Source organism: Brevibacillus panacihumi W25 (assembly GCF_000503775.1).
Classification (GTDB): domain Bacteria; phylum Bacillota; class Bacilli; order Brevibacillales; family Brevibacillaceae; genus Brevibacillus; species Brevibacillus panacihumi_A.
In genome coordinates, this window is record NZ_KI629782.1 from 477,689 (window position 1) to 502,788 (window position 25,100).

Here is a 25,100-nt window from a genome sequence, read left to right on the forward strand (position 1 = left end):
TACTACATTGCAAGTGCCGTGCCAACAGACGAGCAGTTGTGAAAGCGCTTTATTTTACTGGCTTTTGATACAAAATAGGATCGAGCTACCCTGCAATTTTTTGCATTATCACGCAAGAAATTGCATGCAAAAATTTGCGCGGTTCATCTTTCTGATTACTGCTCCCCTTCTGTTATCCCAAGTTTTTCCATTTTGTAGTACAGGCTCCGTACTGCAATCCCCAATCGTTTTGCCGCCAAGGTGCGATTTCCTTTGGCCGCCTCCAGTTCTTGCAGGATATGGCGGCGCTCAGCTTCTTCAACAGCTTCCTTCAAGGTTTTGCCGGATGACTGGACGTCCATTGCTTTATCCGCCTCTGCGCTGGCAATCTTGCGCTCCAGCGGAGGGAGATGCTCCGGCAAAATGACCCGTTCGTGCAACCGCATGTGGATCATCGCCCTCCCGAGGACATTTTCCAGCTCGCGCACGTTTCCTGGCCAAGAATAGCTGTGCAGCATCCGCAAGGTATCCGGGGCAATCTGTTCGACATTGCGGCCGTACTCCTGGTTTTCTTTACGCAACAGGTGCATCGCCAAAGGCTCGATGTCATCCTGACGCTGACGCAGCGGCGGTATGTAGATGGGGATGACATGCAGCCGATAGTAGAGGGCTTCGCGGAAGCGGCCTGCTTGAATGGCGGATTCCAGATTCACGTGCGTCGCTGCGATCACGCGGACATTGATGGCAATCGGTTTGGTTCCTCCGACGCGGACAATTTCACGTTCCTGCAGGACGCGCAACAGCTTGACCTGCATGCCCATCGACAATTCGCCGATCTCGTCCAAAAAAATCGTCCCATCGCTTGCCTCTTCAAACAGACCCCGCTTGCCGCCTCGACGTGCACCGGTAAACGCTCCTTCTTCATAGCCGAACAGCTCGCTTTCCAGCAGACTCTCGGAGATGGCGGCGCAATTGACACGGATGAAGGGCTTGTATTTTCGCGCACTCTCATTGTGAATCGCATGGGCGAAAAGCTCTTTTCCCGTCCCCGATTCTCCCCTAAGCAAAACCGTGGCCGGCGTCATGGCTGCCCGTTTGGCTTGTTCGATCGCAGCATGCATCGATTCGCTGCGTCCGATAATGTCCGCAAACGTGTACTTTGCTTCCAACGTACGAATTATGCGATGCGCCTTTTCCAGCTCTTCCGTCAGACGCTTGAACTCGGAAATGTCGTGTACAACCCCGACACTCCCCTTCAATTGGCCGTCGACGAGGACGGGCGCGACGTTGACAATAACATCCTTGCGCTTGGACCCTACCTTCATGGGCACTCCTCGGACGGCTTTTCGCGTTTGGAGCACTTGCATATGCATGCTTTCGCCTTCCGAAATATCGACAGTCGCCGGTTTTCCGATGACGTCCTCAGGCGTTAGTCCCGTCAACCTCGTGTACGCCGGATTGATCATCAGCCCGTTGCCATTCTGGTCCACGACCGAGATCGCCTCGTCGGAGCATTGGATGATCGCTTCCAGCATGCTTTGCAATTCTTTCAGATCCGTAATTTCCTCCGCCAGCGCCATCACTTCCGTACTGTCCCGGAAAATGGCGACTGCCCCGACGACCGCTCCCCGCTCATTTCTCACAGGCACCCGATTGGTGATAATGCGCGTCTTGTTGGGAAGAATCTGCTTCTGGTTCAATTCGGGCTGACCAGTCTCTAATACGATATGTAACCGGGTGTTGGGGATTCGCTCTTCTACCCTAGTATCCAGCACAGAAGCGGCATCCATCCCCATCAATCGTTCTGCTGCCTTGTTAAAAAGCGTAATGATTCCATGGCGGTTGACGCCAATAATGGCATCATGTGTTGAGTTGAGCATGGTTTCACGTTCCCGCTGATTTTGCATCATGGCTGCAATCAGCTTGTCTCGCTCACGAATCAATCGCATCACGATCCGTGTAAAGGTGCCGGGGATCAGTACTGTCTTTTCCGGCTTCAGACGCCTCAGACACTCGTACTCCCGAACATCACCGGTCGCTTCCAAAATGACATCCAGATCATCGTCCAGGTAATCCCGATAGTCCGTGTCTACCTGTATTCCGAAGGATCGGGCCAAAGCAAGCCCTGGTGCATCGTCACTCCGATCCACCACCGCGACGATCTTCATCCGTTCCATCTGATTGAGCATCCGCAGCAGGGCTGTTCCGCCCCGTCCCGCACCTACGATCAGCAGCTTGTGCATGGCACGCCCCTCACTTTACCCTTACTCGCTATCCATTGTACTCCAATGAAGCATGGATGGACAGGCGATCTTCCCTAACGTGCGCTCGCTCAATGCTTTTACGCTTCTGGACAAGCCACAGGGCTTCCGCTATGATGAGAAAAGGAATAGACAGTGATCGTCGTTGCATCGCCGGGTGAGAGTCCGGCCATGAAGAAAGGTGTGAACCACCCTTGCTGGGTCAAAAATTAATCGCGCTTCTGATCATGGTGATCCCTGCTGCCATCGCCATGTTTGGGATCAAGCTGATTCGGGATGCCTTTTTCTTTTCCATGGACCCGGATGTCGGCTTCTTATGGGGAAAACTGACCCTCGGGGTGCTGTGCTTTGCGATCCCGATGGCGTTTATAGCTGGCTTTATCCTGCATCATGAGCGCAAAAAAAATCGGGTTCAGCCGCGTTTCATGATTCCTGAACCGGAAGATGATGAGTAAGAGTAAGGCAACTGGGAGAACCAAGCATTTAGGTGCTTGGTTCTTTTCTATGATTGGCCATCTCGGCCGATCTGCCCCAGCGGTCCATCCGCTCCAGCCACTTGACGCGGGCGATGATCTGGGAAAACGAGACGAATTCCGCGAGCACATGGAGCAGGACGAAAAACAGCAGAAGCAATGCTTGTCCCTCCCAGGAGATTCCCCGAATGAGCGCAAAGCCAGCAGCGAAGCCCAGGGCATTGGCTCCGGTGTCACCAAGCATGATTTCCCCCCTGGCATCGTGGCGAAACAGCAAAAGCGAAGAGACGAGCAGCGGGAACAGCCAGATCCAGACAGACGGTTGGCTGTAGCCGCGCAAGGAGAAAAGCGAACCGACCACACCGACGATAAGAATCAGCCAAAAAACCTTGATCGCCCGGGCTGGCCGCAAATCAAACAGATTGAGCAGATTCGCGGAGCAAGCCAGCAGACAAGCCGCGAGCAGCCACATGGCAAAAGAATCGGTCAACCCGTACGCGACCGCCATGGCCGTGCAGCCTCCTCCCCACACTTTCCACAGGCCGCTCGTCACCTTTCGCTCGCGCCACAGAACGCCAAAATGACCGCGAAAACCTTTGGCCTCCTTATCCGGCGAGACATCGTCCAGCCAGCCCCAAAAAGCCATCGACAAGAGTCCCGCCAAAAGCAGCCAGCCCTCTATCAAAACCTCTTTCTCTACCTGCTTCCATCCCCAGTAAGCGAGTATCGCTGTCCAGGCAGCCGCACTTGACGCGACCAGTAGCAGCCCTCCAGCAGTCACCACTTGCAAGCCTTTATAGTTCGTTCGAGTCATTCCCCTGTCCGTCAACTTCTGCTGGACAACAGGTAAAAGCGGCCCCTGCAACAGAATGGGAATCCCCAATCCAAGCACCAAGGCCGTTATCCATTCCGCGCCCATATTTGTCCCTCCCACCACTTGCGGCAAAGGGTTCGACCGATTGCCAAAAACTCTTTTCCCCGGTGTCGATAGCCAGACCAGTCATTGCCTGTTTCCCGATGAGAAAACGACACGGGAATCTCCATGACCCGATACCCTGCGCGAAGGGCGTCCACCGTCATTCCTACCTCGACCCCAAACCCGCCATCCAGTTTTCGCAAGTGATGCAGCAGTTCGCGTCGCACCGCCCGTTGTCCAGACAGCGGAGCATTCGGCTCAAATCCGGTCAGATAGCGAATGCCGTGATAAGCCAAGCCCTTGGCCAGTCCAAGGCCTGCCCGTGCCTTTGGTCTTGGCAGTACCGCGACAGCCAAATCACAACGATTCTCCAAAACCGGTGTCAGCAGATGGACTGCCTCCCCGGCGCTTTCCCGCAAATCCGCATCGAGCAGCAGGATGATATCTCCCGTCGCTTGCTGCCAACCAACCTGCAGCGCAGCACCTTTCCCCTGATTGGTGGGCATGGGGATAACCAGATCGGCCCATTGTTTCGCCAGCTCCCGCGTGTTGTCTGTACTGCCGTCATCCACGACGATGACTTCTTCACTGATGAATCTCTCACGGATTGCCCGCAGCGTTGTACTGATCGTCTCCGCTTCATTGTAGGCCGGGATCACGATGCTAACTCTTTTCATGTTCGATCCTCATTTCAGCAAGGAGTTTTTGTACATTCTCCAGTAATTCCCATTGGCCAGCAGGCGTGATTGGGACCTGCTCCACCTGCAGCCAGCGGCTATGACTGGGCAACTGCGACAGCCAGTCCGGCTTCGCCTGCCCAAACAGCAAAAGAGGTCCATCGATCTGGGCGATTCCACCCTCGACTTTCACCAGCTCGATACCGACGGATTCCATCACTTGTGCTATTCGCCCCAATTGCAGGTCTGGTTGATGCCACAAGTACACCCTTTTTCCCTGCAAGTCGTTGGCATAGCGCATCGCCATCAGATGGATGACATCCTGGTTGCTTTGTTCCATTTCCTTCAACAGCTGCCTCATCTGTTGCTTCAGTTCATTGTTGCTTTTCAAGGCCCGATCATACTTCTCTTCCATTCTCGTCAGCACTTCTTTTTCTCCCAGGGCGAACCAGTTCTGACCCGCTGTCCCTCCCAGCAGAATCCCTACTCCCAGTGCAAAAAAAACCGCAATCAGGGAAAGGAGATGATAGCGAAAATGAATCATGCCCTACCTCCTAAAACGCCCATAATCGCCACTGCATCCACAGCATTTGAGCCGCGTGACGGGCGACGGGATTGATGGCGAGGGCAGCTCCGATCGGCACGAGCATCGCGACCAGACACCAGCCCCACAGCTTCCAGGACCAACGCGGCTGATACAATTGACTTACTCCCTTGGCATCGACCAGCTTGGGCCCGATCTTGGTGCGTACCAACAAGGTGCTCGCCATGCCTTTTCGTCCTTTTTCCAGAAAATCAATCATGTTGGTATGCGTACCGATCGTGACGATCAGCTCTGCCTCCTGCTCAAAGGCCAACAGCATCGCAACGTCCTCGCTCGTACCGGGTGCAGGCAGTATCTGATAAGGAATGCCCAATTGCTCGACCCGCTCTTTTCCTGGAGAACTTCCGTCCGGAAATGCATGGACTACGACTTCTGCACCACATAGCAGGGCTCGGTCTGAAATACTGTCCATATCCCCCACGATCAGATCCGGCTGATAACCTGATTCGAATAACGCATCGGCTCCCCCATCGACACCGATCAGGACAGGACGGCATTCTCGGATATACGGGGCGAGTGTGGTCAAGTCTTCCTTGTAATGTTTGCCTCGCACGACGACGACCACATGCTTTCCTGTCATCTGTACTTTCAGCCTCAACGGACAAAGCGGTTTTAAAAACAGGTCCTTTTCACGTCCTGCGTACTGCAGGGTGTTGTCAATAAACAAGGACAAGGTATGGTCCAGACGCGAATGGGCTTCCTTCCTTTTTGCGTAAATTTTCTCGTCCGTTACGGGGCGCAATGCTGTGAGCGGATTCCATTCCGACGTTGAATATGTAAATAACACGTGATCGCGAATGCTGATATATCGGCCGTCCAACGCTTCGATCCAGTCGGTCGGACTTTGCAGTGGATCTTGTTCCCACTCAAAAAGCGGCACACCGGCTCGCAACAGCAAAAGAGCTCCTTCCGCCGGATAATGCCCTGTCATGAAAGGAGACAAGTTGATGACAGCCTTCACACCCGCTTCCAACAAGGAGCGGGCAGCCATTTCGTCCACATCGGCGTGATCAATCAAGGCGATCTGCTGCGGGAGGATTCGCTTACATAATTGCTTCGTCCTGCGGTCGGCTGCTGCGACGGCGGTATACGATTGAATACTCGGATGTTTACGCTTCGCCACCTGCTCCACCTCCCTTCCTAGTATGCTAAATATTTCCGGCTGCCATGCGTGAAAATGCGAAAAAGGGGCTGACTCCAAGGTAGAGAAAATCTACCTTGGGTCAGCCCCTTTTTACCTAGAGCGTTACTTGCTCTATCCTTGTGTAGCGTAGTAAATGATCAGTCCATCACAGAACAGAAAAACCACCAGAGAGATGAAAGCAAATGCGCTGGCGAATTTGTTCTTCGCTTTTACAGAGCGCAAGAAACCCCATGCAATCAAGATTGTGAAGACCAACATCAGAAAATCGAAGAAAATAATCTTCATAGTTGTAACAACTCCTTTAAAGAGATGAAGCTAACCGGAATACAATGCCAATTTTCATTATATAGCTTCGCCCATTCTGTTACAAGTCGAATCCTATTTGTGACAGCGGAATTCACAATTACTAGGTTATTGACGCTAGTATTCCTCTATCTCTTTTCCCTATCCAAATACTCCAGCGATCCTGCTCAAGTATTTCGGTATGCCCGTCAAGCTGCTGTTTCATGACGGAGATCAGCTCGTCCAGCTCCGAATCTGTCAGTACATGCAGAATAGAGCGCCCCGTGCGTGCCCGCAAATCAGCTTCAAGCTCGAACCAATCTCGGTACCTGCGTCTCGTCTCCAGCAAACGTCGGCACTCTAATGCCGTAAAACCATTCTTTTCCATCCCATCTTGTACCTGACTGATTTCGGGGCGACGGTCTTTTTCCTTGTCCAGGAGATGAGGAAAGACCTCGAAGAAAAAACCCCGTATATGCTGGGGTGAACCCGGGATCATGACGTCCTCCATCGTCCGATCCTGCACGATAGCCAATCCTCCCGGCACCAACAGCCTGCGCACCTCGGCAAAAAAACCATCCAGGTCCGTCAAATGATGAATCAAGGCACGGGCAAAGACAATATCTGCGCTGGCGTCAGGCAAACCTGTATGAAGGGCATCGCCATATACAAAAGCAAGTGCGTCCTGCCCCGCCGCCTGACTGCGTGCTGTCTCAAGCATAGCGTGGGAAAAATCGACACCGACGACGGATTCGGCTCCGAGTGCGAGCCAAGCCTGGCTGTAAATGCCGCCTCCACATCCGATGTCGACCACGCGCTTGCCAGCGGGATCGACGATGGCCCTCATCGCCTCAAGCCAGGTCGCGTCAGCTGATCGTCCGCTGTAGGCGGCTTTGTTCTTTTCATCATGAAAATTGATGTTCATGGCTATTTTGCTTCCATGAACTCAAGCCGGTTGCCAAACGGGTCCTCGGTAAAAAAGCGAATGAGTCCCGGGATCTCATCGTCCAGCCGATAAGCAACTCCATGCTCCTCCAGATGCCGCATCAGGGTTTCGATATTGCGGACGAGGAAGGCCGGATGCGCTTTTTTGGCCGGTACAAACGAAGCCTCTACTCCGACATGGATCATTTGCATGCCGCAGCGAAACCAAGCTCCGCCTCTGACCCGCAGTTTTTCTGGCTTTTCTACTTCCTCCATGCCCAGCAATCCGGAGAAAAAGCGGCGCGCCTCCTCCTCACAACCTGCTGGAGCCGCCAATTGCACGTGATCCAGTCCCATCCATTCAAACGTCATCGCCATGTTAATCATTTCCTTTCTTTTGACAGATCGCCATCCACTCGTCCAGCTGATGGGTCAGCACACGCTGATTTTCCACTTTTACCTCCAGGTAGGCCTGCCATTGTTCTTTTGCTTCAAGAATGAATTGCTCCACTGCAGCTTCTTGCTGCGGTCCTTCGGAAGTCCGCCGCACCCACGCGGGGAAGTCAAAACGCTTTTTCCGATCACGCTGACGCAAGACCTGCAAGCGATTGGCTGCAAACAGCTGCTGCCATTGTTCTACGGAAAGACAACGGCCATGGCTGCGGTCGCGCATTTTTTCGATGCGGTTGATAAAGTCTGCCAGCTCCGGGTCTGCGGGGACCACATTATCGATAAAAAGGAACCGTCCTCCTGGCCTTAATACCCGTGAAACCTCGCGAATAAACTGCTCCGGCTGCGGGAAATGATGTGCGGCAATGCGGCAAGTCACCGCTTCAAAGGATTCGTCCAGAAAAGGCAATTGCTCTGCGTCTGCCTGTACGTAGAGGATATTCTTCGTCCCCGCTCGCTGATTGGCACGGGATGCCGCTTCAAGCATGGGTCGCGTCAGATCGGTGGCAACGACCTGTTGGACATGGGGAGCCAATGTACGGGCCACATGCCCGCCACCGGTTGCGATATCGAGCACGATCCACTGCGGCTGCGGTTCAATCCAATCCTTCAGCAATGCAAGATCGTCCCCCTGGGCATGGCTCGGGCTTTGCACGTAGTGCTCCGCATTTTTCCCAAACTGTTCCTGCACGGCCTGTTTCTGCTCATTCGTTCCTTTCTGTGGCATGACTACCACCTCCTGTCCTCATTGTATTCCCAATAGGTACCATTTTGTTATAGAATATCGATAACCTGTTATCGAAAAACTCGATAATCAAAAAGGAGAGCAGCAGATGGATCAACAAAGCTTGGAGGTTTTTCTCGCAGTCGCCCGCCATGGTTCGATCAATCGCGCAGCCCAAGCCCTCTTTTTGGCTCAGTCCACCGTCACCCACCGCATTCAGCAATTGGAAAAACAGCTGGGGACGGCTTTGTTTATCCGCAGTTCCTCTGGCGTGGAGCTCTCTGGTGAGGGAAGAAGATATCTACCAATCGTCGCGGGCATCGTCGAGCAGATGCGGCTATTGACAACACCATCTGAGCAGCGCCAATCCCTTACCATCGTCGCCGGCAAGTCATTTATCGCCACGGAGCTGCCGCGGCTGCTAGGAAAATACCATAAAGCTCATCCACAGTTCACCTGTTATGTACGCTCGACGCTTTATGAGGAGTCACTTTCGGCTCTCCTGAGCGGAACGGCAGACATCGCTTTCTTGGGAAGCGAAATCTACCACCCGCACATCCACCAGGAATTTCTGCCAAGCGATCGCATCCTTCTGGTTACCGCACCGACACATCCTTGGGCGATGCATTTTCCCGGCTTCCAGAATTGGGGAAACGAACCGATGATCGTTTTTGGCAATCACACTGCACCCTTTCGGCAACGCGTAGACCGTTTTTTGGCACAGCAAGGCGTATTCCCGAACATCATCATGGAATTGGACAGCTTCAGCGCCGTGAAAAAAATGGTGGAGCAGCAATTAGGCATTGCCTTGCTCCCTTCTCGCATCGTCCAGGAGGAAGTTGAATCGAGGCGCCTGTGCGTTCATGATATCGCTGACGGCTCTTTGACCCGCCCGACTCTTCTGGCTTATTTGCAGCCAAAAAAAGAGGACGACCTGGTTGTGCAGTTCATCCACTGGTTAAAAGCTCATTATTAGGGTTTGTAGATGGTATGGTCGTACTATTTCACTTCATCGTATCCATTGACTACCACGTCCAACCTTCCTGTAGCCGGATCAATTAATAATCCGTGTACCGGAATGTCGGATGGTAGGAGGGGGTGATTCTTGATCGTCCGCACGCTTTCCTTCACACTGTCGTCTACACAGTCGAAGCCTTGCAGCCAGCCGTTCAGATCAATACCCGAATTTTCGATGACAGACAAAGTCTCTGGTGAAATCCCTTTCTGTGTCATGTTTTTCATCACACGCTTGCCATCGATGACACTCATCCCGCAATCATAATGACCGATAACCATGACCTCTGCGGCGTTCAATTCGTAGATCGCCACCATGATACTCCGCATAATAGCGCCAAACGGGTGGGATACGACTGCTCCTGCGCTTTTTACGTGCTTGATGTCGCCGTTTCGCATGTTCATCGCTTTGGGAAGAAGCTCCTCCAGGCGCGTGTCCATACAAGACAAGACCACCATTCGTTTATCCGGAAACTTGGTTGTATGGTATTTTTCATATTCTTTGTTCGCAACGAATTCTCGGTTGAATGCAAGAATCTCATCCAAATTACGCATGGTGCACCACGTCCTCTCGTCTCGTAGGTTTTTCATTTATTTTACATATTTTCTGCCGAGGATCAACAAGATTAGGCACTTTTAAGAAAAATGTACGGGCTGCTACTCTTTGAACCTAGACGGTTTATCCACGTAGCTTTCCAGCACGTAGCCGCATTGAGTGCAGATGTGGTGGATGATCTGGGATCCCATTGCAAAAAATTTGTTGTTGGGCAAGACAACTGCGTGTCCTGCTTGTTTTCCTTGGCCAATTTCTTTGCAGCCACATTTGGGGCATTGTTCAGATTGTTTTTCCATGGTTCGGTACCTCGTTTTTTGAATTCGTGTAAAACAGGTGGGATTGTTAATCTTGAGTTGATCCGCAGCCTATACGTCTATTGTACATGATCTTTTTCGAGCAATACCAGATCTTGTTTCAGTGCAGCCCGTTTCAACCTGTTCGCCACATAACATTGTTGTTTCATTAGCTGTCTTATAAATCCATATCCCATGAGGATTGATGAACGTATCGACAATGAAATATACAATGAATAGAAACAATAACAGATGAGTGATACTGATCCCTAAGAGTAAAGTAGCCTGCCCTTTGAGTTTAGCACGATGTAAAAGAAAGAAAGTTATTCCAGCCAGTATGAGTGCAATAAGTGGGATAATCCACGTATTTATCAATAAAACAGATCCAAAAGGGGTAATTAGATAAGCAGATAATAGTAACGCATAATAATTAGCAATGGAAGCTATCGAGACCAATAACCTTGTAATGAAAGGAGTAAATATTCTCATCTGATCTTCTCCGAATTTTAAACAGTTTTTCATTAGCAAGACCCCTCTCGCGAAAAAAAGCGGGCATGCTTTATTTGACTCGAGCTAAACTGGCCATTGCATTTTCATTTGTGGGATCGAGCTCTACAGCTTTTTGATACGCCTCCTTCGCTTTCACAAAATCCTTCATAACTTCGTAACAGATGCCGATTACGTTATAGCCGCCCGCCTGCTCCTTTTTTCCTTCGGTAGATGATACGAATTGTTTTGCTGCAGCTATTGCTTCCTCATACCTGCCCAACGAGGCATATGCTATGGACAGGCCATAATGCGCTTGATAATAGGAAGCATCGCGTTTTAAGGCTTCATGAAACCACTTGGCCGCCTCGTTTTCATTCCTTCCCTCTATTTTAGTTCCATTTATGTACAACCAGCCAATACTATTTTGTAGGGCAGGAATCCCTTCCCCGTACTTCTTGTCGGAAAACACCTTCCATTCCCCGTTTTCAGCAACCACTGAGCATTTATAAGAGACACTCTCTTCTTTATCCTTGTCAATATCGAGCAGCTTTTCGACTACGTCAAAAACGACCGAATCACTGTTATTATCCGTTTGTATTATCTCAACACCGTTCAACTTGTACAGATCTGCATTCAGCCGCATAAACAGCACGAAATCCTCTTTACTCGTTGCCTTCCGATCTGCTTCCGCGAGTATCTCATAAGCTGCGTCATAGTTCGCGTCCATTACGTTGTTATAGAATGTCTTTAGCGTCTCTTGCGGATCGCCTTTCGGGGAGCATCCGGCTAATGCGGCAATTAGCGACAGTATGAAAAATAATAGCACGACTCGTTTCAAGGCACTTCCCTCCATGTTCCGTATTATACCATAGCGATGGTTACATACCTTTTATAAACAGTCACCCCTGAGATTTTGGGGCAACATCGCCGGAGACTCCCCTGTGGATAGAACATCTAATCCGTTCGATGAGGTCACGCAACGAAAAAAAAAAACGTCACCCGATTCGGGCAACGTTTGATTTCGCATGAACATAAATATTAATGATCACCGTTCAAAAACGCAGGAATAACACACTTCAGCTTATCTTCGCCTCAATCCGCAGCTTGTCCGCCACCATCGCGATGAACTCGCTGTTGGTCGGTTTTGCCTTGGTATTGGAGATGGTGTATCCGAACAGGCTAGAGATGGAGTCCAGATTTCCACGGGACCATGCCACCTCAATGGCGTGACGGATGGCGCGCTCTACACGGCTTGCGGTGGTGTTGAACTTTTTCGCGATGTCCGGGTACAGCACTTTGGTGATGGAACCGAGCAGCTCCACATCGTTGTAGACCATGGTGATCGCTTCGCGCAAATACAAATAACCTTTGATGTGCGCCGGAACGCCGATTTCATGGATAATGCTGGTAATGCTCGCATCCAGATTTCTTCCTCTGACTGCAAGAGAAGATGACGGTTTGCTTGCGGAGACAAAGGAAGATGCTGGCTTGGAATTGGTGATCTGGCGGATTCGCTGCGCCAAGACCTCCATATCGAATGGCTTGAGAATATAGTAGGCCGCACCCAGTTCAACCGCTTTTTTCGTAATCTCTTCTTGGCCAAACGCCGTAAGCATAATGATTTTGGGTTGCGGACTCAGTCTCATGGCTTGAATCTGCTCAAGGACAGCCAGTCCATCCAGGTGAGGCATAATAATATCCAGGATCAGTACATCTGGGACTCGTTCTTGAAGTAATTTGACTACCTCATTGCCATTGTAAGCTACACCGATGACATCCATGTCATGCTGGCTGCTCATGTACTCCTCCAACAGGCTTACAAATTCACGATTATCATCTGCCAACAACACTTCAATCTTGCTCAAGGTCGTTCCCCCTAACAAATGAACGGTCTTTTGGAAAGAAGATGACATTCTAAGAAGTTATACATCCGAATGAGTCGATACCATCTTTTCACTCTGAAAAGGATTCGACAAACCCTATTCCTTTCCTGCCAATGACGAAAGTTTGAATGATTTACCTGATATTTCGACAAAGAATCCTGATTCTTGCCAGATCTCGCTTAACCGTTCTTCAAATTTAGACGTTTTCTTCTCCTGTTCGGTTACACTTCAGATGAAAGGCAAAGCCGCCTCGCGGAAGATGCGTGACGGCTTCGTAATGGTTTCATGCTGCCGAATCGGCAGGGGCTTGAGAATTCGGGGTAGGCCGTACATTGATTCCTGCGTCTTGCAGCATCCATTCGATGTAGCAACCGTAGCCGGACGTAGGATCATTGACGAATACATGGGTTACAGCGCCTACAATTTTTCCTTTTTGGATGATGGGGCTGCCGCTCATGCCTTGGACAATCCCGCCTGTCTTTTCCAAAAGGCGCTTATCTGTCACCTTGATGATCATTCCTTTTGTTGCGGGGAAATGCTGTTTGACTACGTTGGCGATTTCAATATCAAATTCTTCTACCTTCTGCCCGTTTACAACCGTCAAGATTTTGGCGGGGCCTTCCTCCACCTGTTCTGCCAATGCAATCGGCAAGGGCTCATTGTAGTAGCTCCGTTTTGGCTCGTCCTTCATTTTCCCGAAGATGCCAAATTGCGTATTCTTGGTGATATTCCCGAGCACTTCACTTTCATTGTAAAAGCGGGCGAACTTCTCGCCAGGATTTCCGCTTTGCCCTTTTTCAATCGATGTCACGCTGGCTTGCACGATTTGGCCATCTCCCACGACGATAGCCTGTCCCGTATCTACGTCGGAGATGACATGCCCCAATGCTCCATACGCCTTGGAATTGGGGTCGTAAAACGTGAGGGTCCCCACTCCTGCAGCAGAATCCCGAATGTAGAGTCCCATCCGGTATTCATCGTCCTTCTGATCCTTGACTGGATGCAGGACGAGCGTTAATTTCTCCTTGCCACGAACCACCAGCAGCTGCACAGGTGCATTCTTTTTACCTGCTTCGTTGATCAGCTTTTTTACTTCGTTCATGTCGTTGATGTACATGTCGTTGATTTTGACGATCATGTCGCCAACATGAATGCCAGCCTGCTCTCCCGGTGAAACCTTTACTGTTCCGTTACTGACGAGATGATGTCCCACTACGAGTACTCCCGCCGTTTGCAATTTTACCCCGATGGACTGGCCCCCCGGGTAAAGACGCAAATCAGGAAGCACATTTACTTTCACTGACTTCAGCGGAATGTTTCGCCATTTCACCTGCAGGTTGGCTTCACCTGCACGTCTTGGCTCAACAGACATGGGCTTGCTTAAATCAACGGACACTTCGCGCGCCTCTGTCCCATTCACGTGCAAAATGTCTGGGTTGCTGTTGACCAAAGTTCCCATTACTGGCATAGAAACACGCAATTGTTCGAGAGACCCTTCCATGATACGCAGCTCGCGAGGGAAGGAGGACAGATCGCGGAACGGGGTGGAACAGACGACAAGCGCCGTGAAGAGAAGCAGCAAACTTCCCATCCATTTTTTATTCTTCTGTCGGATCACCAGCAATCACTCCTACCGTTCCCTACCTACACCTACATGAAACACCTCCACCTTGTGTAATTATAATGTTGCCTTGAGCCATGCGGATTATGTCAGGAAAATAAGCCTCCTGCACAATCCATTTTGTAAACAAAATCGAGTAGGAGGGGGTGACTAACCCCCGTCCTCTCACACCACCGTACGTACCGTTCGGTATACGGCGGTTCATTTAGGTATGACGCAAATAGGTGTATCTGTCTGACAAACTCTTCAAACCTTGATTACGCCAGTAAGCATTATTCAATGCTCGGTGAAGAATTGGACTACATGCAATTCGCCATTGTTTCTTTCGTGAATTGCCCCATTCATAGGCTTTTTCCTTGGGAACTCCTAAGGAGATAAGCCTTTTTACTTTTGTTTTCGGGCGCTTCCACTCTTTCCAGAGACACATTCGGAGTCTTCTTCGAATCCATTCGTCAAGATGGCTGAACACCGAAGGGGTATCAGCCAAGGCAAAATAGCCACACCAACCTGTAAGGTACTCATTGAGATCGTCAATTCTGTATTCCATTGGGAGTGGTTTAGTGCGGGAGGTGATCTCCCGAATCCTCTGTTTTGCTCGCTTCAGACTATCGTTCGCTATTCGAATCTTGGGCGATTTGTTCACCGTGAAACTGAAACCAAGAAATTTACGATTCCATGGGCGATCAACGGCGCTTTTCTCCATGTTGACTTTTAGCTTGAGCTTTCTCTCAATGAACGTGGTCACGGAATCCATCACGCGGATTCCTGCCTTCTTTGACTTCACATAGATGTTGCAGTCATCTGCGTAGCGAAGGAATCGAAGCCCCCGCTTTTCCAGTTCCTTGTCGAGTTCGTGCAACATGATATTGGATAAGAGCGGACTCAACGGGCCACCTTGCGGCACCCCTTGATCGCTTTCAATTTCCATACCATTAACCATAATCCCTGATTCGAGATAGCGTCGGATGAGGGTTAGGATAGTTCTGTCTTTGACATGTTTTGCGATAAGCCCCATAAGTTTATCGTGGTTTACCTTATCGAAGAACTTCTCAAGATCCATGTCTACGACCCAACGGTATCCTTCCTCGATGTATGTCTGTGCCTTCTTGACTGCGTCATGTCCCCGTCTTCTTGGACGGAATCCATGACTATGTTCGGAGAACATAGGATCAAATATCGGAGAAAGAACCTGTGCAATTGCTTGTTGGATGAGACGGTCGGTCACGGTAGGAATGCCTAATAGCCGAACACCACCGTTCAGTTTCGGGATTTCGACTCGTCGGACTGGCGAAGGTACATAGGTTCCATTCTCCAATGACGCTCGTAGGGAGTCCCAGTTGGATAAGATATGTTGACGTAGGGATTTTACGGACATACCATCCACACCGTGGCTTCCTTTGTTCTTTTCTACTCGCTTTAGTGCCAACAGGAGGTTTTCCCGTGACAGCAGTTGTCCCATCATAAAACCAGATATCCTTTCGCGTGAACGTTCTTTCTACTTGTGCCACTCTCTATTCCGCCCTCTTGAAGTCCCCCATGGATTCACCATTTCCTCCTTCAAGTAAGTCCATCCGAATTGTCTGCATCATCATAAAGAGTGAACGCCTAGCGTCCCGTTCTTCCTAAATGTTCGGCCCTTCCCGTTTCAAGCGTCCTCTACTCCGGTACTATGGCCTCTGCTGACTCCTGACCGTTCAGTTTCTCCTAGCGGAGAAGGTTACCATGAGGGCATGGCGTCCCAGTCAGGTCTCCCCGGGTAAGAACGTTGTCTTTCCCTCCATCCACCTGCTTCATTTACTCCCGATAGCCTTTGGCAACATGGACTTCGTCTTGTATGGCAGACTCATCCAGCTATCGTTAGCCTCATATGAAGTTCGTGTTCCTCAGGCCGGAGGTTTGCCGCAGACTTCCTTCAGATTCCACCTCGCGGTGGACACCCTTGTCGTAAGCTAGTGGCTACTGTTGCCTTCGCCATTCGGGACTTTCACCCTAGAGACAACGCCCATGCCGGGCACACCACAAAAAAAGACTGCCCTATTGAGCAGTCTTTCGTTCACGCCCGAGCATGATCATTTCGCGCGCGTGTTCTTCTGTTTTGGTGGTTACCTCTGCTCCTCCGAGCATTCTCGCCAGTTCGATAACCCGTTCGTCGTCTGTCAAACGCTCGACGCGGGTCATCGTTTCCATTTCGCTCATTTCTTTTTTGATCAGAAAATGAGCGTCTGCCATGGAAGCGACCTGCGGAAGATGGGTAATGCAGAGCACCTGCCGTTTGCTTGCGACGCGTACCAGCTTTTCCGCGATGGCCTGCGCGGCTCTCCCGCTTACCCCCGTGTCCACCTCGTCGAAAATCAGGGTTTCCACCTGGTCGGTGCCTGCCAGGATTGTTTTGATCGCAAGCATTACCCGTGAAAGCTCCCCGCCGGAAGCAATCTTGGCCAGTGAGCGCAAGGGTTCTCCTGGGTTGGGGGAGATGAGAAACTCTACCTGGTCCATTCCGTTGGCGTCGATTTGACGGCGTACTCCCTCGATCTCCACACCATCCTCATCCGTCGTCTGACGAACGTCGATGGCGAAACGGGCACGCTCCATATGCAGCTCTTTTAGCTGCTGCTCGATTTCTTTTGCCAGCTTGTCCGCACAGTCTCTGCGGATTACAGACAGCTCGAGCGCCTCGACAGCCAGGTCTGCAGCCAGCTCTTGGAGACGAGACTGCACCTGAAGCAGGCGGTCCTCATAATGATGCATGTCATCCAGCTCATCCTGGATGGAGGCGGCATATTCCAGGATGTCGTCCACATTTTTTCCGTACTTGCGCTTCAAGGATTGGATCTGATCGAGACGCCGTTCCACTTCCGCCAGCTGCTCAGGATTAAAATCCATCTGATACGAGAGGTTGCGCAATTGATGGACGGCATCCTCTACTTGATAATACGCATTTTGCACTGACTCCACGATCGGGGTCAGCTGCTCGTCGAATGAGGCTACGCGCTCCAGTTCGCTCATGGCATGCCCGAGCCAGTCCATGCCCTTCTGATCGCCGTAGAGCGAACGATACGCATCCTGAATGGAGGCGTATACCTTTTCAATATTCATCCACTTCTTGCGCTGCTGGGCAAGCTTTTCATCCTCGCCAGGCGTCAGGGAAGCCGCTTCGATCTCATTGAGCTGATATTGCAATAGATCGATTCGTTGGGCCAGCTCCCGATCATTGCGCGTCATATGCTCCAGATCCTGCTTGGTCCGACGATACGAAGCGTACAGCTTGCTGTACTCCTGCTTGGCTGTCCCAAGCGCTTGTTCCCCGTAGGCATCGAGCCAGTTGATGTGCTTGTCCGCCTGCATCAGCATATGGGTGTCATGCTGTCCATGCACCGTCACGAGCCAAGGACCCAATTCCCGCAGCATCGCGAGCGTAATCAGCTGACCGTTCAAGCGGATAATGCTTTTTCCCTGGCTGGAGATGTCTCTGCGTACGACCAGCATGCCATCCTGTTCGATCTGCACCCCGATGCTTTCACATACTGCCAGTGCAGGATGACCTGCCGGCAGCTCAAACAAGCCCTCCACCTCAGCACGGGCCTGACCGTAGCGGACAAAATCTGCGGAAGCCCTTCCGCCAAGCAGCAGACCCAAAGCGTCGATGATAATGGATTTACCCGCTCCCGTTTCCCCCGTCAGGATGTTCAAGCCTTTTTGAAACGAAATCGTGACTTCCTTGATAATCGCAAAGTTTCGGATCGAAAGTTCCACTAACATACCCGGACCACCCTTTACAGCATCTTCAACAAGCGCTGTGTCACTTCATCTGTCTGTTCCTTCGAGCGGCAGATGATCATAATCGTATTGTCACCGCTGATCGTCCCCATGATTTCCTCCCAAGGCAGGTTGTCGATCAGCTCGGCTACTGCATTGGCGTGGCCAGACAAGGTTTTCAACACGATAAAATGGTCTGCATTATCGATGCTGATGAAAGAATCCACCAGCATCCGTTTTAATTTTTGCAATGGGTTAAACTTTTGTTCTGTCGGCATCGAGTACTTGTACCGTCCATCGGGCAGCGGCACCTTTACGAGATGCAGCTCCTTAATGTCGCGAGAAACCGTCGCCTGGGTGACGGAGTATCCTGCTGCCCGCAAACGCTCCACGAGTTCATCCTGTGTCTCTACTTCTTCGCTGTTGATGATGTCACGAATTCGGATATGACGTTGCCCTTTGTTCATTGTGAATTACTCCCATTCTCCTTGAAATTTCGTGCGAATCGCCTCAAAAAAGCCACTTTTATTCAGCTTGATCAACGGCGTGCTGTACGGGGATTTGCGGATGTAGATCTGGTCCCCTCCCTCCAAGCGGTAGCCCAATTGCCCATCGATGGATAGTCCCATTTTCTGGTGGATGGCATCAACCTCGACCCGAATGGTCTCATCCCCGTTAAAAATCATCGGCCTTGCCGTCAGAGAATGCGGCGCTACAGGCGTCAGCAGGAGCATGTCTACATTGGGCGCAACGATTGGACCGCCTGCCGACAAGGAATACGCTGTGGAGCCCGTCGGCGTCGAAACAATGACACCGTCGCCGCTAAATGTCGCTACATATGAATCATTGAGGTAGACGGCACACTGAATAATCCGGCAAAAGGAGCCTTTCGCGATACCGATATCGTTCATGGCTGTGTACTTCCCGAGCGCATGTCCCTTGCGTATCAACGTCGCTTCCAGCATCATGCGTTCTTCAATCGCGTATTGGCCCGACAACAGATTATCTACTGCATGAGGCAGGTTGTCCGGCTCAGCCTCTGATAAAAAGCCCAACGTCCCCAAATTGATACCAAGAATCGGTACCGAAAGACCGGCAAGCTTGCGGGCGATTCCGAGCAAGGTCCCATCCCCGCCAAGCACACATATCAAAGCAGCGCGCTTGCCAATCTCCTCTACAGTCATGCCCAGCTCCGGTCTTCCTACGTCAGAGGCTACGCTTTCATCCAGTAACACCTGTGCTCCGCGGATTTCGAGGAGGTAAAGAAGCTCTCTGGCCACGATCCGGGCCTCAGGCTTTCCTTTATTTACGATGATTCCGATATTCTTCACATGGCCCACCCCAAACTGGTTGGAAATCCTTATACAAGTATACAACTTCTTATGCATAAATAAAAAGCCTCGATCGAGACAAAAAACTCGAGGCTTCCATGTTTTTTCTTTTATTTCAATGTTTCATGCGCGGTGCGCACCACTTGGGCTACGCAATCCAGCCAGGCTGGCTCATCCATACCACCTGTATTTTTTTGCAGATGCATCACGAACTCGATGTTCCCTTCTCCTCCCGTGATGGGCGAGAAGTCCAAGCCGCGCAAGGAAAAACCAAGTCCCAAGGCGAACTGGCCGATGTCTGCCAGGACGGCCTGGTGAATCGCAGGGTCGCGGACGATGCCGTTTTTCCCTACATTTTCTTTCCCCGCTTCAAACTGCGGTTTGACCAATGCGACGACATCGCCATTCTCCTGCAAAAAACGGTACAGCACAGGCAGAATAATTTTTAGCGAGATAAATGAAACGTCAATGGATGCGGAATCCGGTCTCTCGTGCTCAAAAGACTCGGGGTCCAGGTGACGAAAATTGGTTCTCTCCATTACTACGACCCGCTCGTCCTGCCGAAGACTCCAGGCAAGCTGTCCGTACCCGACATCGATGGCATACACGCGACGTGCGCCATGCTGCAGGGCACAATCGGTAAATCCTCCCGTCGAAGCCCCGATGTCCATCATCACGCGATTGCTCATATCGATGCCAAATACCCGCAATGCCTTTTCCAGCTTGAGGCCTCCCCGGCTGACGTAAGGATGCACTTCGCCTTTTACCGTAATAGCGGCATCCTCCGCAATCTTCGTCCCCGGTTTGTCGCATCGCTCGCCTGCAACCTGCACGAGTCCAGCCATGACTGCTGCTTTTGCTTTTTCACGGGTTTCGTAATGTCCGCGTTCGACGAGAAGGACATCCAGTCGTTCCTTCCTTACACTCATGCTTCCACAACGCCTTTCGTCACAGGCATCCAGGCGCGAGTACGGGCCGCGATATTCTCAGCTGTCAGTCCTACTTCATTGCGCTGTTCCTTCACACTGCCGTGCTCCACGAAATAATCCGGAACACCTACGATTTGAACAGGGACATCATGGTAGCCCGCTTGTGCGAGGTACTCGACGACAGCACTTCCGAAGCCGCCCATCTCGGCGCCTTCCTCTACGGTGATGATCTTGTACCCTTCCTGTGCCAGACGGGACAGCAGTTCTTCATCCAACGGCTTGCAGAAGCGCGCGTTGACCAGCATCGGGTGGATGCCTTCTCGATGCAGCTGCTCGACCGCCTGCTCGGCGATTTCGTATATATGTCCAAAAGCCAAAATGGCGACATGCTTGCCCTCTGTCACGATCTCTGCCTTCCCAATCGGCAATGGATGCAGTTCCTCATCCAATTCGACACCGCGTACCGGCAGACGTGGATAGCGGTATGAGATCGGTCCGTCTTCATATAACGATGCCGTCTTCATCATCAAGCGCAATTCATTTTCATCTTTTGGCGCCATAATGACCATGTTGGGGACGGTGCGCATGAAAGCGATGTCGTACATCCCCTGATGCGTCTCGCCGTCAGCTCCTACCAGACCCGCCCGATCGACTGCAAACACGACATTCAGCTTCTGCCGCGCCACGTCGTGAATCAACTGATCATACGCGCGCTGCAAGAAGGTCGAATAGATCGCCAGGACGGGCTTTAAGCCCTGCGTAGCAAGCGCCGCCGCAAATGTACAAGCGTGTTGTTCGGCAATTCCGACGTCAAAGAGGCGGTCGGGATATTTTTCCCCGAATGGGATCAGTCCGGAACCCGCAGGCATGGCAGGTGTTACCGCCACGAGCCGATCATCCTCTTGTGCCAGGCGAATCATGGTCTCTGAAAAGACTGAGGTGTAGGTCGGAGCGGATTTGGCCGTATCACCAGATTCAATCTTGTAGGTGCCGACCCCGTGAAACTTGACGGAATCCGCTTCTGCAGGCGCATAGCCTTTGCCTTTTTTGGTGATGGCGTGAATCAATACCGGCCCTTTGTTTTGTTTGGCGATTTTCATCGTCTCCAGGAGCAGCTCCATGTTGTGTCCGTCGATGGGCCCGATATAGGTGAAGCCCAGCTCTTCAAAAAGGACACCGGAGACGAGCAGATACTTCATGCTGTCTTTGAAGCGTTCTGCCAGATTCATCAGTTTTCCGCCTACAGCAGGGACCGATTTGATCCAATGGCCCAGTTCGCCTTTTGCCCACTGATAATTCTGAGCCGAACGCAATTTCCCCAAATAATTATGCAAAGCCCCTACGTTGGGAGCGATGGACATTTCATTGTCGTTTAATACCACGATGACATTTTTTTGCTCATGCCCGATGTGGTTCAAGGCCTCGAGGGCCATTCCGCCTGTCAAGGCACCGTCCCCGATTACGGCGACGACGTGGTTTTTCTCTTTTTTCAGATCACGGGCCGTAGCCATCCCCATCGCAGCAGACAAAGACGTACTGCTGTGTCCCGTCTCCCATACGTCATGAGGGCTTTCGTTCATTTTTGGGAAACCGCACAAGCCTTTGTACTGGCGCAAGGTCGGAAACATCTCGCGGCGGCCAGTCAACATCTTATGTACGTACGCCTGGTGGCCTACATCCCAAATCAGCTTATCCTTTGGGCTGTTGAAGGCATAGTGAAGAATCAGCGTCAGTTCGACCACGCCAAGGTTAGGTGCAAGATGTCCGCCTGTCTTGGAGAGGTTTTCTACGAGAAACTGACGGATTTCACCTGCGAGCGTATACAATTCTGGCAAGGTGCATTTTTTCAAATCCTGGGGATCATTTATTTTCGTAAGCAGCATTGGGTATTCCTCACTTTCAACTGGTTGCTTCTCCGGTGATTCGGCATGCTGCGATCCAATTTATCCTGCTCATGCAAAAAGGGCTCCGCCTTTAGGGCAATGCCACTGGATTTTTTTCTTGAATCAGCTTGATTCATTATAACGGTTTCTTATCAAAAACACCACTTTTCCTCGTTTGAGGGATATCAATTTCTAATATATGTAAATATCTTTATAGAGATGTGGCTTTATGTTGTATTACGGTTTGCCGAATCTCCTTGTTACAAATCATCTGGGCTGTCACGCTTGTCTATCCTGAAAAAAGCTGGCTCTCCCATGAAGGAATCCAGCTTTTCTTTCGTCTGTTATTTCGTTCGGTTCTTGACATAGTCCGCCAGGGGCATCAGTGCCGAATGCTGTAGTCCAACTTCGGCGAGAGCTGTTTTGGCTTCCGTAATCAAGGCATCAAGCCGTTGCTTGGATTCTTCCAGGCCCAATAAAGACGGGTAGGTGGCTTTTTCCCGGTCGGCGTCGCTTCCTACTGCCTTGCCCAGCTGCTTCTCGTCACCCTCGACATTTAAAATATCGTCCTGAATCTGAAAAGCATGGCCGATACAAAATCCGTAATGTGTCAACGCCCTCATTTGGCTCTCGTTTGCTTCCGCCAAATACCCGCCGCCGCGCAGTGCAGCAACCAGGAGATCTCCCGTTTTATGCTGATGAATATACTCGAGCTGCGTTAAATCAAGCTTTTTTCCCTCGCCTTCGATGTCGGCCATTTGGCCTCCCACCATCCCGGTTGCACCAGCCCGCTTGCCCAACTCGGCGATCAGCTTTACTGTAGTCGTGGGCTGTACATCCGCGTTTGCCAAGTAGGACTCCGCTATTAAGGAAAAGGCCCGCGTCAAAAGCGCATCCCCTGCCAAGATCGCCGTCGCCTCGCCGAACATCTTGTGGTTTGTCGGCTTGCCGCGGCGCAGGTCGTCGTCATCCATCGCGGGCAAGTCATCGTGAATGAGCGAATACGTATGAATCATTTCGAGGGCGCAGGCAAAAGGAACGCCGCGCTCCAGCGGCTTTTCCAACGCCTCCAGCACCGCCAGGACAAGCATCGGGCGCAGACGTTTGCCTCCTGCCATGAGCGAGTATTTCATCGATTCGTACAAGGAAGCAGGTACCCCTTCTTTCTCCAAAGCTGGAACCAGATGCGTTTCAATATAGGCAGTCTTTTCTTCGAGGTAGGTATGGAGAGAATCGACCATCATGCTTCCCCTTCCAGACGAAACGCCTTTTGCTTTACTTGTCCGTCTTCTTCGACCAGTTGGGTGATCTTGGCTTCGATCGCCTCCAGCTTCTGGCCACAGATGCGGGACAGCGTTACTCCCTCCTGGTAGAGATGAATGGATTCCTCCAAGGGGATATCGCCCTCTTCCAGGCGCTGTACGACCTCTTCCAATCGCTTCATTGCTTCTTCAAACGGCATGTCCATCTCTTCGGGGGACACGTCAGCTTTTTTGCGAGCCATTTTCTTTCTCCTCCCGCTCTATTCGTTCCACGCGCGCCGTAGCGCTGCCATCGCTTAATCGTACCATGAGCTCGTCTCCAGTGGCAAACTGCTCCACGGATTTCACCAGCTGATCTCCGGAATAAACCAGGGAAAAACCGCGCTGCATCACCTTCAATGGACTTACTGCATCCAGGTGGGCAAGACGGGAGGCGAATTCCAGCTTTTTTTGCTTCAATGCTGCGTTCATTCGCTCATCGAGGCGCAAACGCAGGGTAAGCACTTTCTCTCTTCGTTCCTTCACGTGGTCAGCCAGACGGTAGCGCCTGATCTGCTCTGCCAGCCGAATGTAGCGCTCCCTCCGCAGCCGCATGAGCTGACTCATGGCCTGTCTCATTCGCAACTTGGCCTGGTCAAGTCGCTGTGCCGCTTCCTCCAGCCTGCGCTGAGGCTGACGCATCGCATACGATTGAACAAGTCCCTGCAGGCGTTTCCGCTCCTGCAATACGTGCTGGCGCATCGCCCGATGGGTTCTCATCTCGAGCTGCTGGACGCGCTGCTGCCATTCCAGGTAATGGGGTACTGCCAGCTCCGCCGCAGCCGTCGGTGTTGCTGCACGAACATCTGCTACGAAATCGGCAATCGTCACATCAGTCTCGTGTCCCACCGCGGAAATCACGGGAATGGACGAGCTGGCAATCGCGCGTGCCACCCGCTCGTCATTGAATGCCCACAGTTCCTCAATCGAGCCTCCGCCGCGCCCTACGATCATGACATCGATGCCAGCAAGTCGGTTGAGATTGCGAATGCCATCGACAATAGAGTGCGGCGCCTCTACACCCTGGACAATCGCAGGGGCCAAGACGATGTCTGCTTGCGGGTAACGGCGTCTGATGGTGATGCAGATGTCACGGATCGCCGCTCCTGTAGGAGAGGTGACGACCCCGACCCGTTTGGGGAAACGCGGCAAAGGGCGCTTTCTTTCCACTGCGAACAAGCCTTCCTGGGCCAGCTTTTCCTTCAGCTGCTCAAAAGCCAGATACAGCGAGCCGAGTCCGTCCGGCTGCATCTCTTTAGCATACAACTGATACGCCCCGTCCCGTTCAAATGCCGAGATGGAACCGCGCACAATCGCCTTGGTCCCGTTCTTGGGGAGGAAGCGCAGAAAGCGGTTGTAGCTGGCGAACATGACGACCTTCAGCCGTGACTGATCATCCTTGAGCGTAAAATACATATGTCCGCTGGAGTGGTGGGTAAAATTGGAAATTTCTCCTCTCACCCAAACGTCCTGCAAGTGCGGATCTCTCTCCAGCAGAAGCTTGATACTGCGATTTAGCTGACTGACGGATAGGATATCTTGAATGGCCATAAGCCCCTTCCCCCTCGACTGAAAACGGGAAATGGGTTTTCGACTCCCATTTCCCGGAT

Annotated in this window: 26 protein-coding genes; 2 read left to right on the top strand and 24 right to left on the bottom strand. The window is 51.5% G+C overall.

Annotated features, from left to right (window positions below):
* Window positions 1–155: 155 nt before the first annotated feature.
* Complete coding sequence (locus T458_RS31775; RefSeq protein WP_023554527.1) at window positions 156–2,222, bottom strand: sigma-54 interaction domain-containing protein; 2,067 nt, start codon at window positions 2,220–2,222, stop codon at window positions 156–158.
* 212 nt (window positions 2,223–2,434) lie between these two features.
* Between T458_RS31775 and T458_RS31780 the strand changes: the two genes are divergently transcribed.
* Window positions 2,435–2,695 (top strand): DUF2627 domain-containing protein, encoded by a 261-nt coding sequence (locus T458_RS31780; protein WP_023554528.1) that lies wholly within the window; start codon window positions 2,435–2,437, stop codon window positions 2,693–2,695.
* A gap of 28 nt (window positions 2,696–2,723) precedes the next feature.
* Here the strand turns inward: T458_RS31780 and T458_RS31785 are convergent, their stop codons facing one another.
* The 8 genes from T458_RS31785 to T458_RS31815 all read right to left on the bottom strand — a co-directional run bounded on the left by T458_RS31785 (window position 2,724) and on the right by T458_RS31815 (window position 8,437).
* Window positions 2,724–3,632, bottom strand: coding sequence for a UDP-N-acetylmuramyl pentapeptide phosphotransferase (locus T458_RS31785; RefSeq protein ID WP_023554529.1), 909 nt, complete (start codon window positions 3,630–3,632; stop codon window positions 2,724–2,726).
* Window positions 3,614–4,306 carry a glycosyltransferase family 2 protein gene (locus T458_RS31790; RefSeq protein ID WP_023554530.1) on the bottom strand — a complete coding sequence of 231 codons (693 nt, stop codon included), beginning with the start codon at window positions 4,304–4,306 and terminating at the stop codon, window positions 3,614–3,616. The genes T458_RS31785 and T458_RS31790 overlap by 19 nt, the downstream gene beginning before the upstream one ends.
* Window positions 4,293–4,850, bottom strand: coding sequence for a copper transporter (locus tag T458_RS31795; RefSeq protein WP_023554531.1), 558 nt, complete (start codon window positions 4,848–4,850; stop codon window positions 4,293–4,295). The genes T458_RS31790 and T458_RS31795 overlap by 14 nt, the downstream gene beginning before the upstream one ends.
* Window positions 4,851–4,860: 10 nt before the next feature.
* Window positions 4,861–6,033, bottom strand: a complete 1,173-nt coding sequence (gene steA / locus T458_RS31800; protein ID WP_023554532.1) for a putative cytokinetic ring protein SteA — start codon at window positions 6,031–6,033, stop codon at window positions 4,861–4,863.
* A gap of 132 nt (window positions 6,034–6,165) precedes the next feature.
* Window positions 6,166–6,339, bottom strand: coding sequence for a DUF2759 family protein (locus tag T458_RS56280; RefSeq protein ID WP_023554533.1), 174 nt, complete (start codon window positions 6,337–6,339; stop codon window positions 6,166–6,168).
* Between the two features lie 121 nt (window positions 6,340–6,460).
* The gene (locus T458_RS31805; RefSeq protein WP_023554534.1) at window positions 6,461–7,261 is read right to left on the bottom strand and encodes a class I SAM-dependent methyltransferase; all 801 of its coding nucleotides are present in this window, start codon (window positions 7,259–7,261) and stop codon (window positions 6,461–6,463) included.
* A 2-nt stretch (window positions 7,262–7,263) separates the two neighbouring features.
* Window positions 7,264–7,638 (bottom strand): VOC family protein, encoded by a 375-nt coding sequence (locus T458_RS31810; protein WP_023554535.1) that lies wholly within the window; start codon window positions 7,636–7,638, stop codon window positions 7,264–7,266.
* Window position 7,639: 1 nt separating this feature from the next.
* Window positions 7,640–8,437 (bottom strand): class I SAM-dependent methyltransferase, encoded by a 798-nt coding sequence (locus T458_RS31815; protein ID WP_023554536.1) that lies wholly within the window; start codon window positions 8,435–8,437, stop codon window positions 7,640–7,642.
* Window positions 8,438–8,543: 106 nt separating this feature from the next.
* On the opposite strand from T458_RS31815, the gene T458_RS31820 reads away from it, so the two are divergent.
* Window positions 8,544–9,410: a LysR family transcriptional regulator gene (locus tag T458_RS31820; RefSeq protein WP_023554537.1), complete on the top strand. Its 867-nt coding sequence runs from the start codon at window positions 8,544–8,546 to the stop codon at window positions 9,408–9,410.
* A 23-nt stretch (window positions 9,411–9,433) separates the two neighbouring features.
* Here the strand turns inward: T458_RS31820 and T458_RS31825 are convergent, their stop codons facing one another.
* The 15 genes from T458_RS31825 to xseA all read right to left on the bottom strand — a co-directional run bounded on the left by T458_RS31825 (window position 9,434) and on the right by xseA (window position 25,041).
* On the bottom strand, window positions 9,434–10,003 hold the full coding sequence (locus T458_RS31825; RefSeq protein WP_023554538.1) for a beta-class carbonic anhydrase: 570 nt from the start codon (window positions 10,001–10,003) through the stop codon (window positions 9,434–9,436).
* A gap of 102 nt (window positions 10,004–10,105) precedes the next feature.
* A complete protein-coding gene (locus T458_RS31830; RefSeq protein WP_023554539.1) occupies window positions 10,106–10,300 on the bottom strand; it encodes a transcription initiation factor TFIIIB in 195 nt (64 codons plus the stop codon).
* A 69-nt stretch (window positions 10,301–10,369) separates the two neighbouring features.
* On the bottom strand, window positions 10,370–10,819 hold the full coding sequence (locus tag T458_RS31835; protein ID WP_023554540.1) for a hypothetical protein: 450 nt from the start codon (window positions 10,817–10,819) through the stop codon (window positions 10,370–10,372).
* 37 nt (window positions 10,820–10,856) lie between these two features.
* Window positions 10,857–11,624, bottom strand: a complete 768-nt coding sequence (locus T458_RS31840) for a tetratricopeptide repeat protein (RefSeq protein ID WP_023554541.1) — start codon at window positions 11,622–11,624, stop codon at window positions 10,857–10,859.
* A 238-nt stretch (window positions 11,625–11,862) separates the two neighbouring features.
* Window positions 11,863–12,651: a sporulation transcription factor Spo0A gene (spo0A, locus tag T458_RS31845; protein ID WP_023554542.1), complete on the bottom strand. Its 789-nt coding sequence runs from the start codon at window positions 12,649–12,651 to the stop codon at window positions 11,863–11,865.
* Window positions 12,652–12,952: 301 nt separating this feature from the next.
* Window positions 12,953–14,287 carry a SpoIVB peptidase gene (gene spoIVB / locus T458_RS31850; RefSeq protein WP_023554543.1) on the bottom strand — a complete coding sequence of 445 codons (1,335 nt, stop codon included), beginning with the start codon at window positions 14,285–14,287 and terminating at the stop codon, window positions 12,953–12,955.
* A gap of 208 nt (window positions 14,288–14,495) precedes the next feature.
* Entirely contained in the window at window positions 14,496–15,752 is a 1,257-nt protein-coding gene (gene ltrA / locus T458_RS31855) for a group II intron reverse transcriptase/maturase (protein ID WP_023554544.1), read from the bottom strand.
* A 572-nt stretch (window positions 15,753–16,324) separates the two neighbouring features.
* On the bottom strand, window positions 16,325–18,049 hold the full coding sequence (recN, locus tag T458_RS31865) for a DNA repair protein RecN (RefSeq protein WP_023554546.1): 1,725 nt from the start codon (window positions 18,047–18,049) through the stop codon (window positions 16,325–16,327).
* A gap of 14 nt (window positions 18,050–18,063) precedes the next feature.
* Window positions 18,064–18,513: a transcriptional regulator AhrC/ArgR gene (ahrC, locus tag T458_RS31870; RefSeq protein ID WP_023554547.1), complete on the bottom strand. Its 450-nt coding sequence runs from the start codon at window positions 18,511–18,513 to the stop codon at window positions 18,064–18,066.
* Between the two features lie 6 nt (window positions 18,514–18,519).
* Window positions 18,520–19,377: an NAD(+)/NADH kinase gene (locus T458_RS31875; RefSeq protein ID WP_023554548.1), complete on the bottom strand. Its 858-nt coding sequence runs from the start codon at window positions 19,375–19,377 to the stop codon at window positions 18,520–18,522.
* A 110-nt stretch (window positions 19,378–19,487) separates the two neighbouring features.
* A complete protein-coding gene (locus tag T458_RS31880) occupies window positions 19,488–20,306 on the bottom strand; it encodes a TlyA family RNA methyltransferase (protein WP_023554549.1) in 819 nt (272 codons plus the stop codon).
* On the bottom strand, window positions 20,303–22,189 hold the full coding sequence (gene dxs, locus T458_RS31885) for a 1-deoxy-D-xylulose-5-phosphate synthase (protein ID WP_023554550.1): 1,887 nt from the start codon (window positions 22,187–22,189) through the stop codon (window positions 20,303–20,305). The genes T458_RS31880 and dxs overlap by 4 nt, the downstream gene beginning before the upstream one ends.
* Before the next feature lie 344 nt (window positions 22,190–22,533).
* Window positions 22,534–23,430 (bottom strand): polyprenyl synthetase family protein, encoded by an 897-nt coding sequence (locus T458_RS31890; protein WP_023554551.1) that lies wholly within the window; start codon window positions 23,428–23,430, stop codon window positions 22,534–22,536.
* The gene (gene xseB, locus T458_RS31895) at window positions 23,430–23,693 is read right to left on the bottom strand and encodes an exodeoxyribonuclease VII small subunit (RefSeq protein ID WP_023554552.1); all 264 of its coding nucleotides are present in this window, start codon (window positions 23,691–23,693) and stop codon (window positions 23,430–23,432) included. Before xseB ends, T458_RS31890 begins: the two co-directional genes overlap by 1 nt.
* Window positions 23,674–25,041, bottom strand: coding sequence for an exodeoxyribonuclease VII large subunit (xseA, locus tag T458_RS31900; RefSeq protein WP_023554553.1), 1,368 nt, complete (start codon window positions 25,039–25,041; stop codon window positions 23,674–23,676). The genes xseB and xseA overlap by 20 nt, the downstream gene beginning before the upstream one ends.
* Window positions 25,042–25,100: the final 59 nt, after the last annotated feature.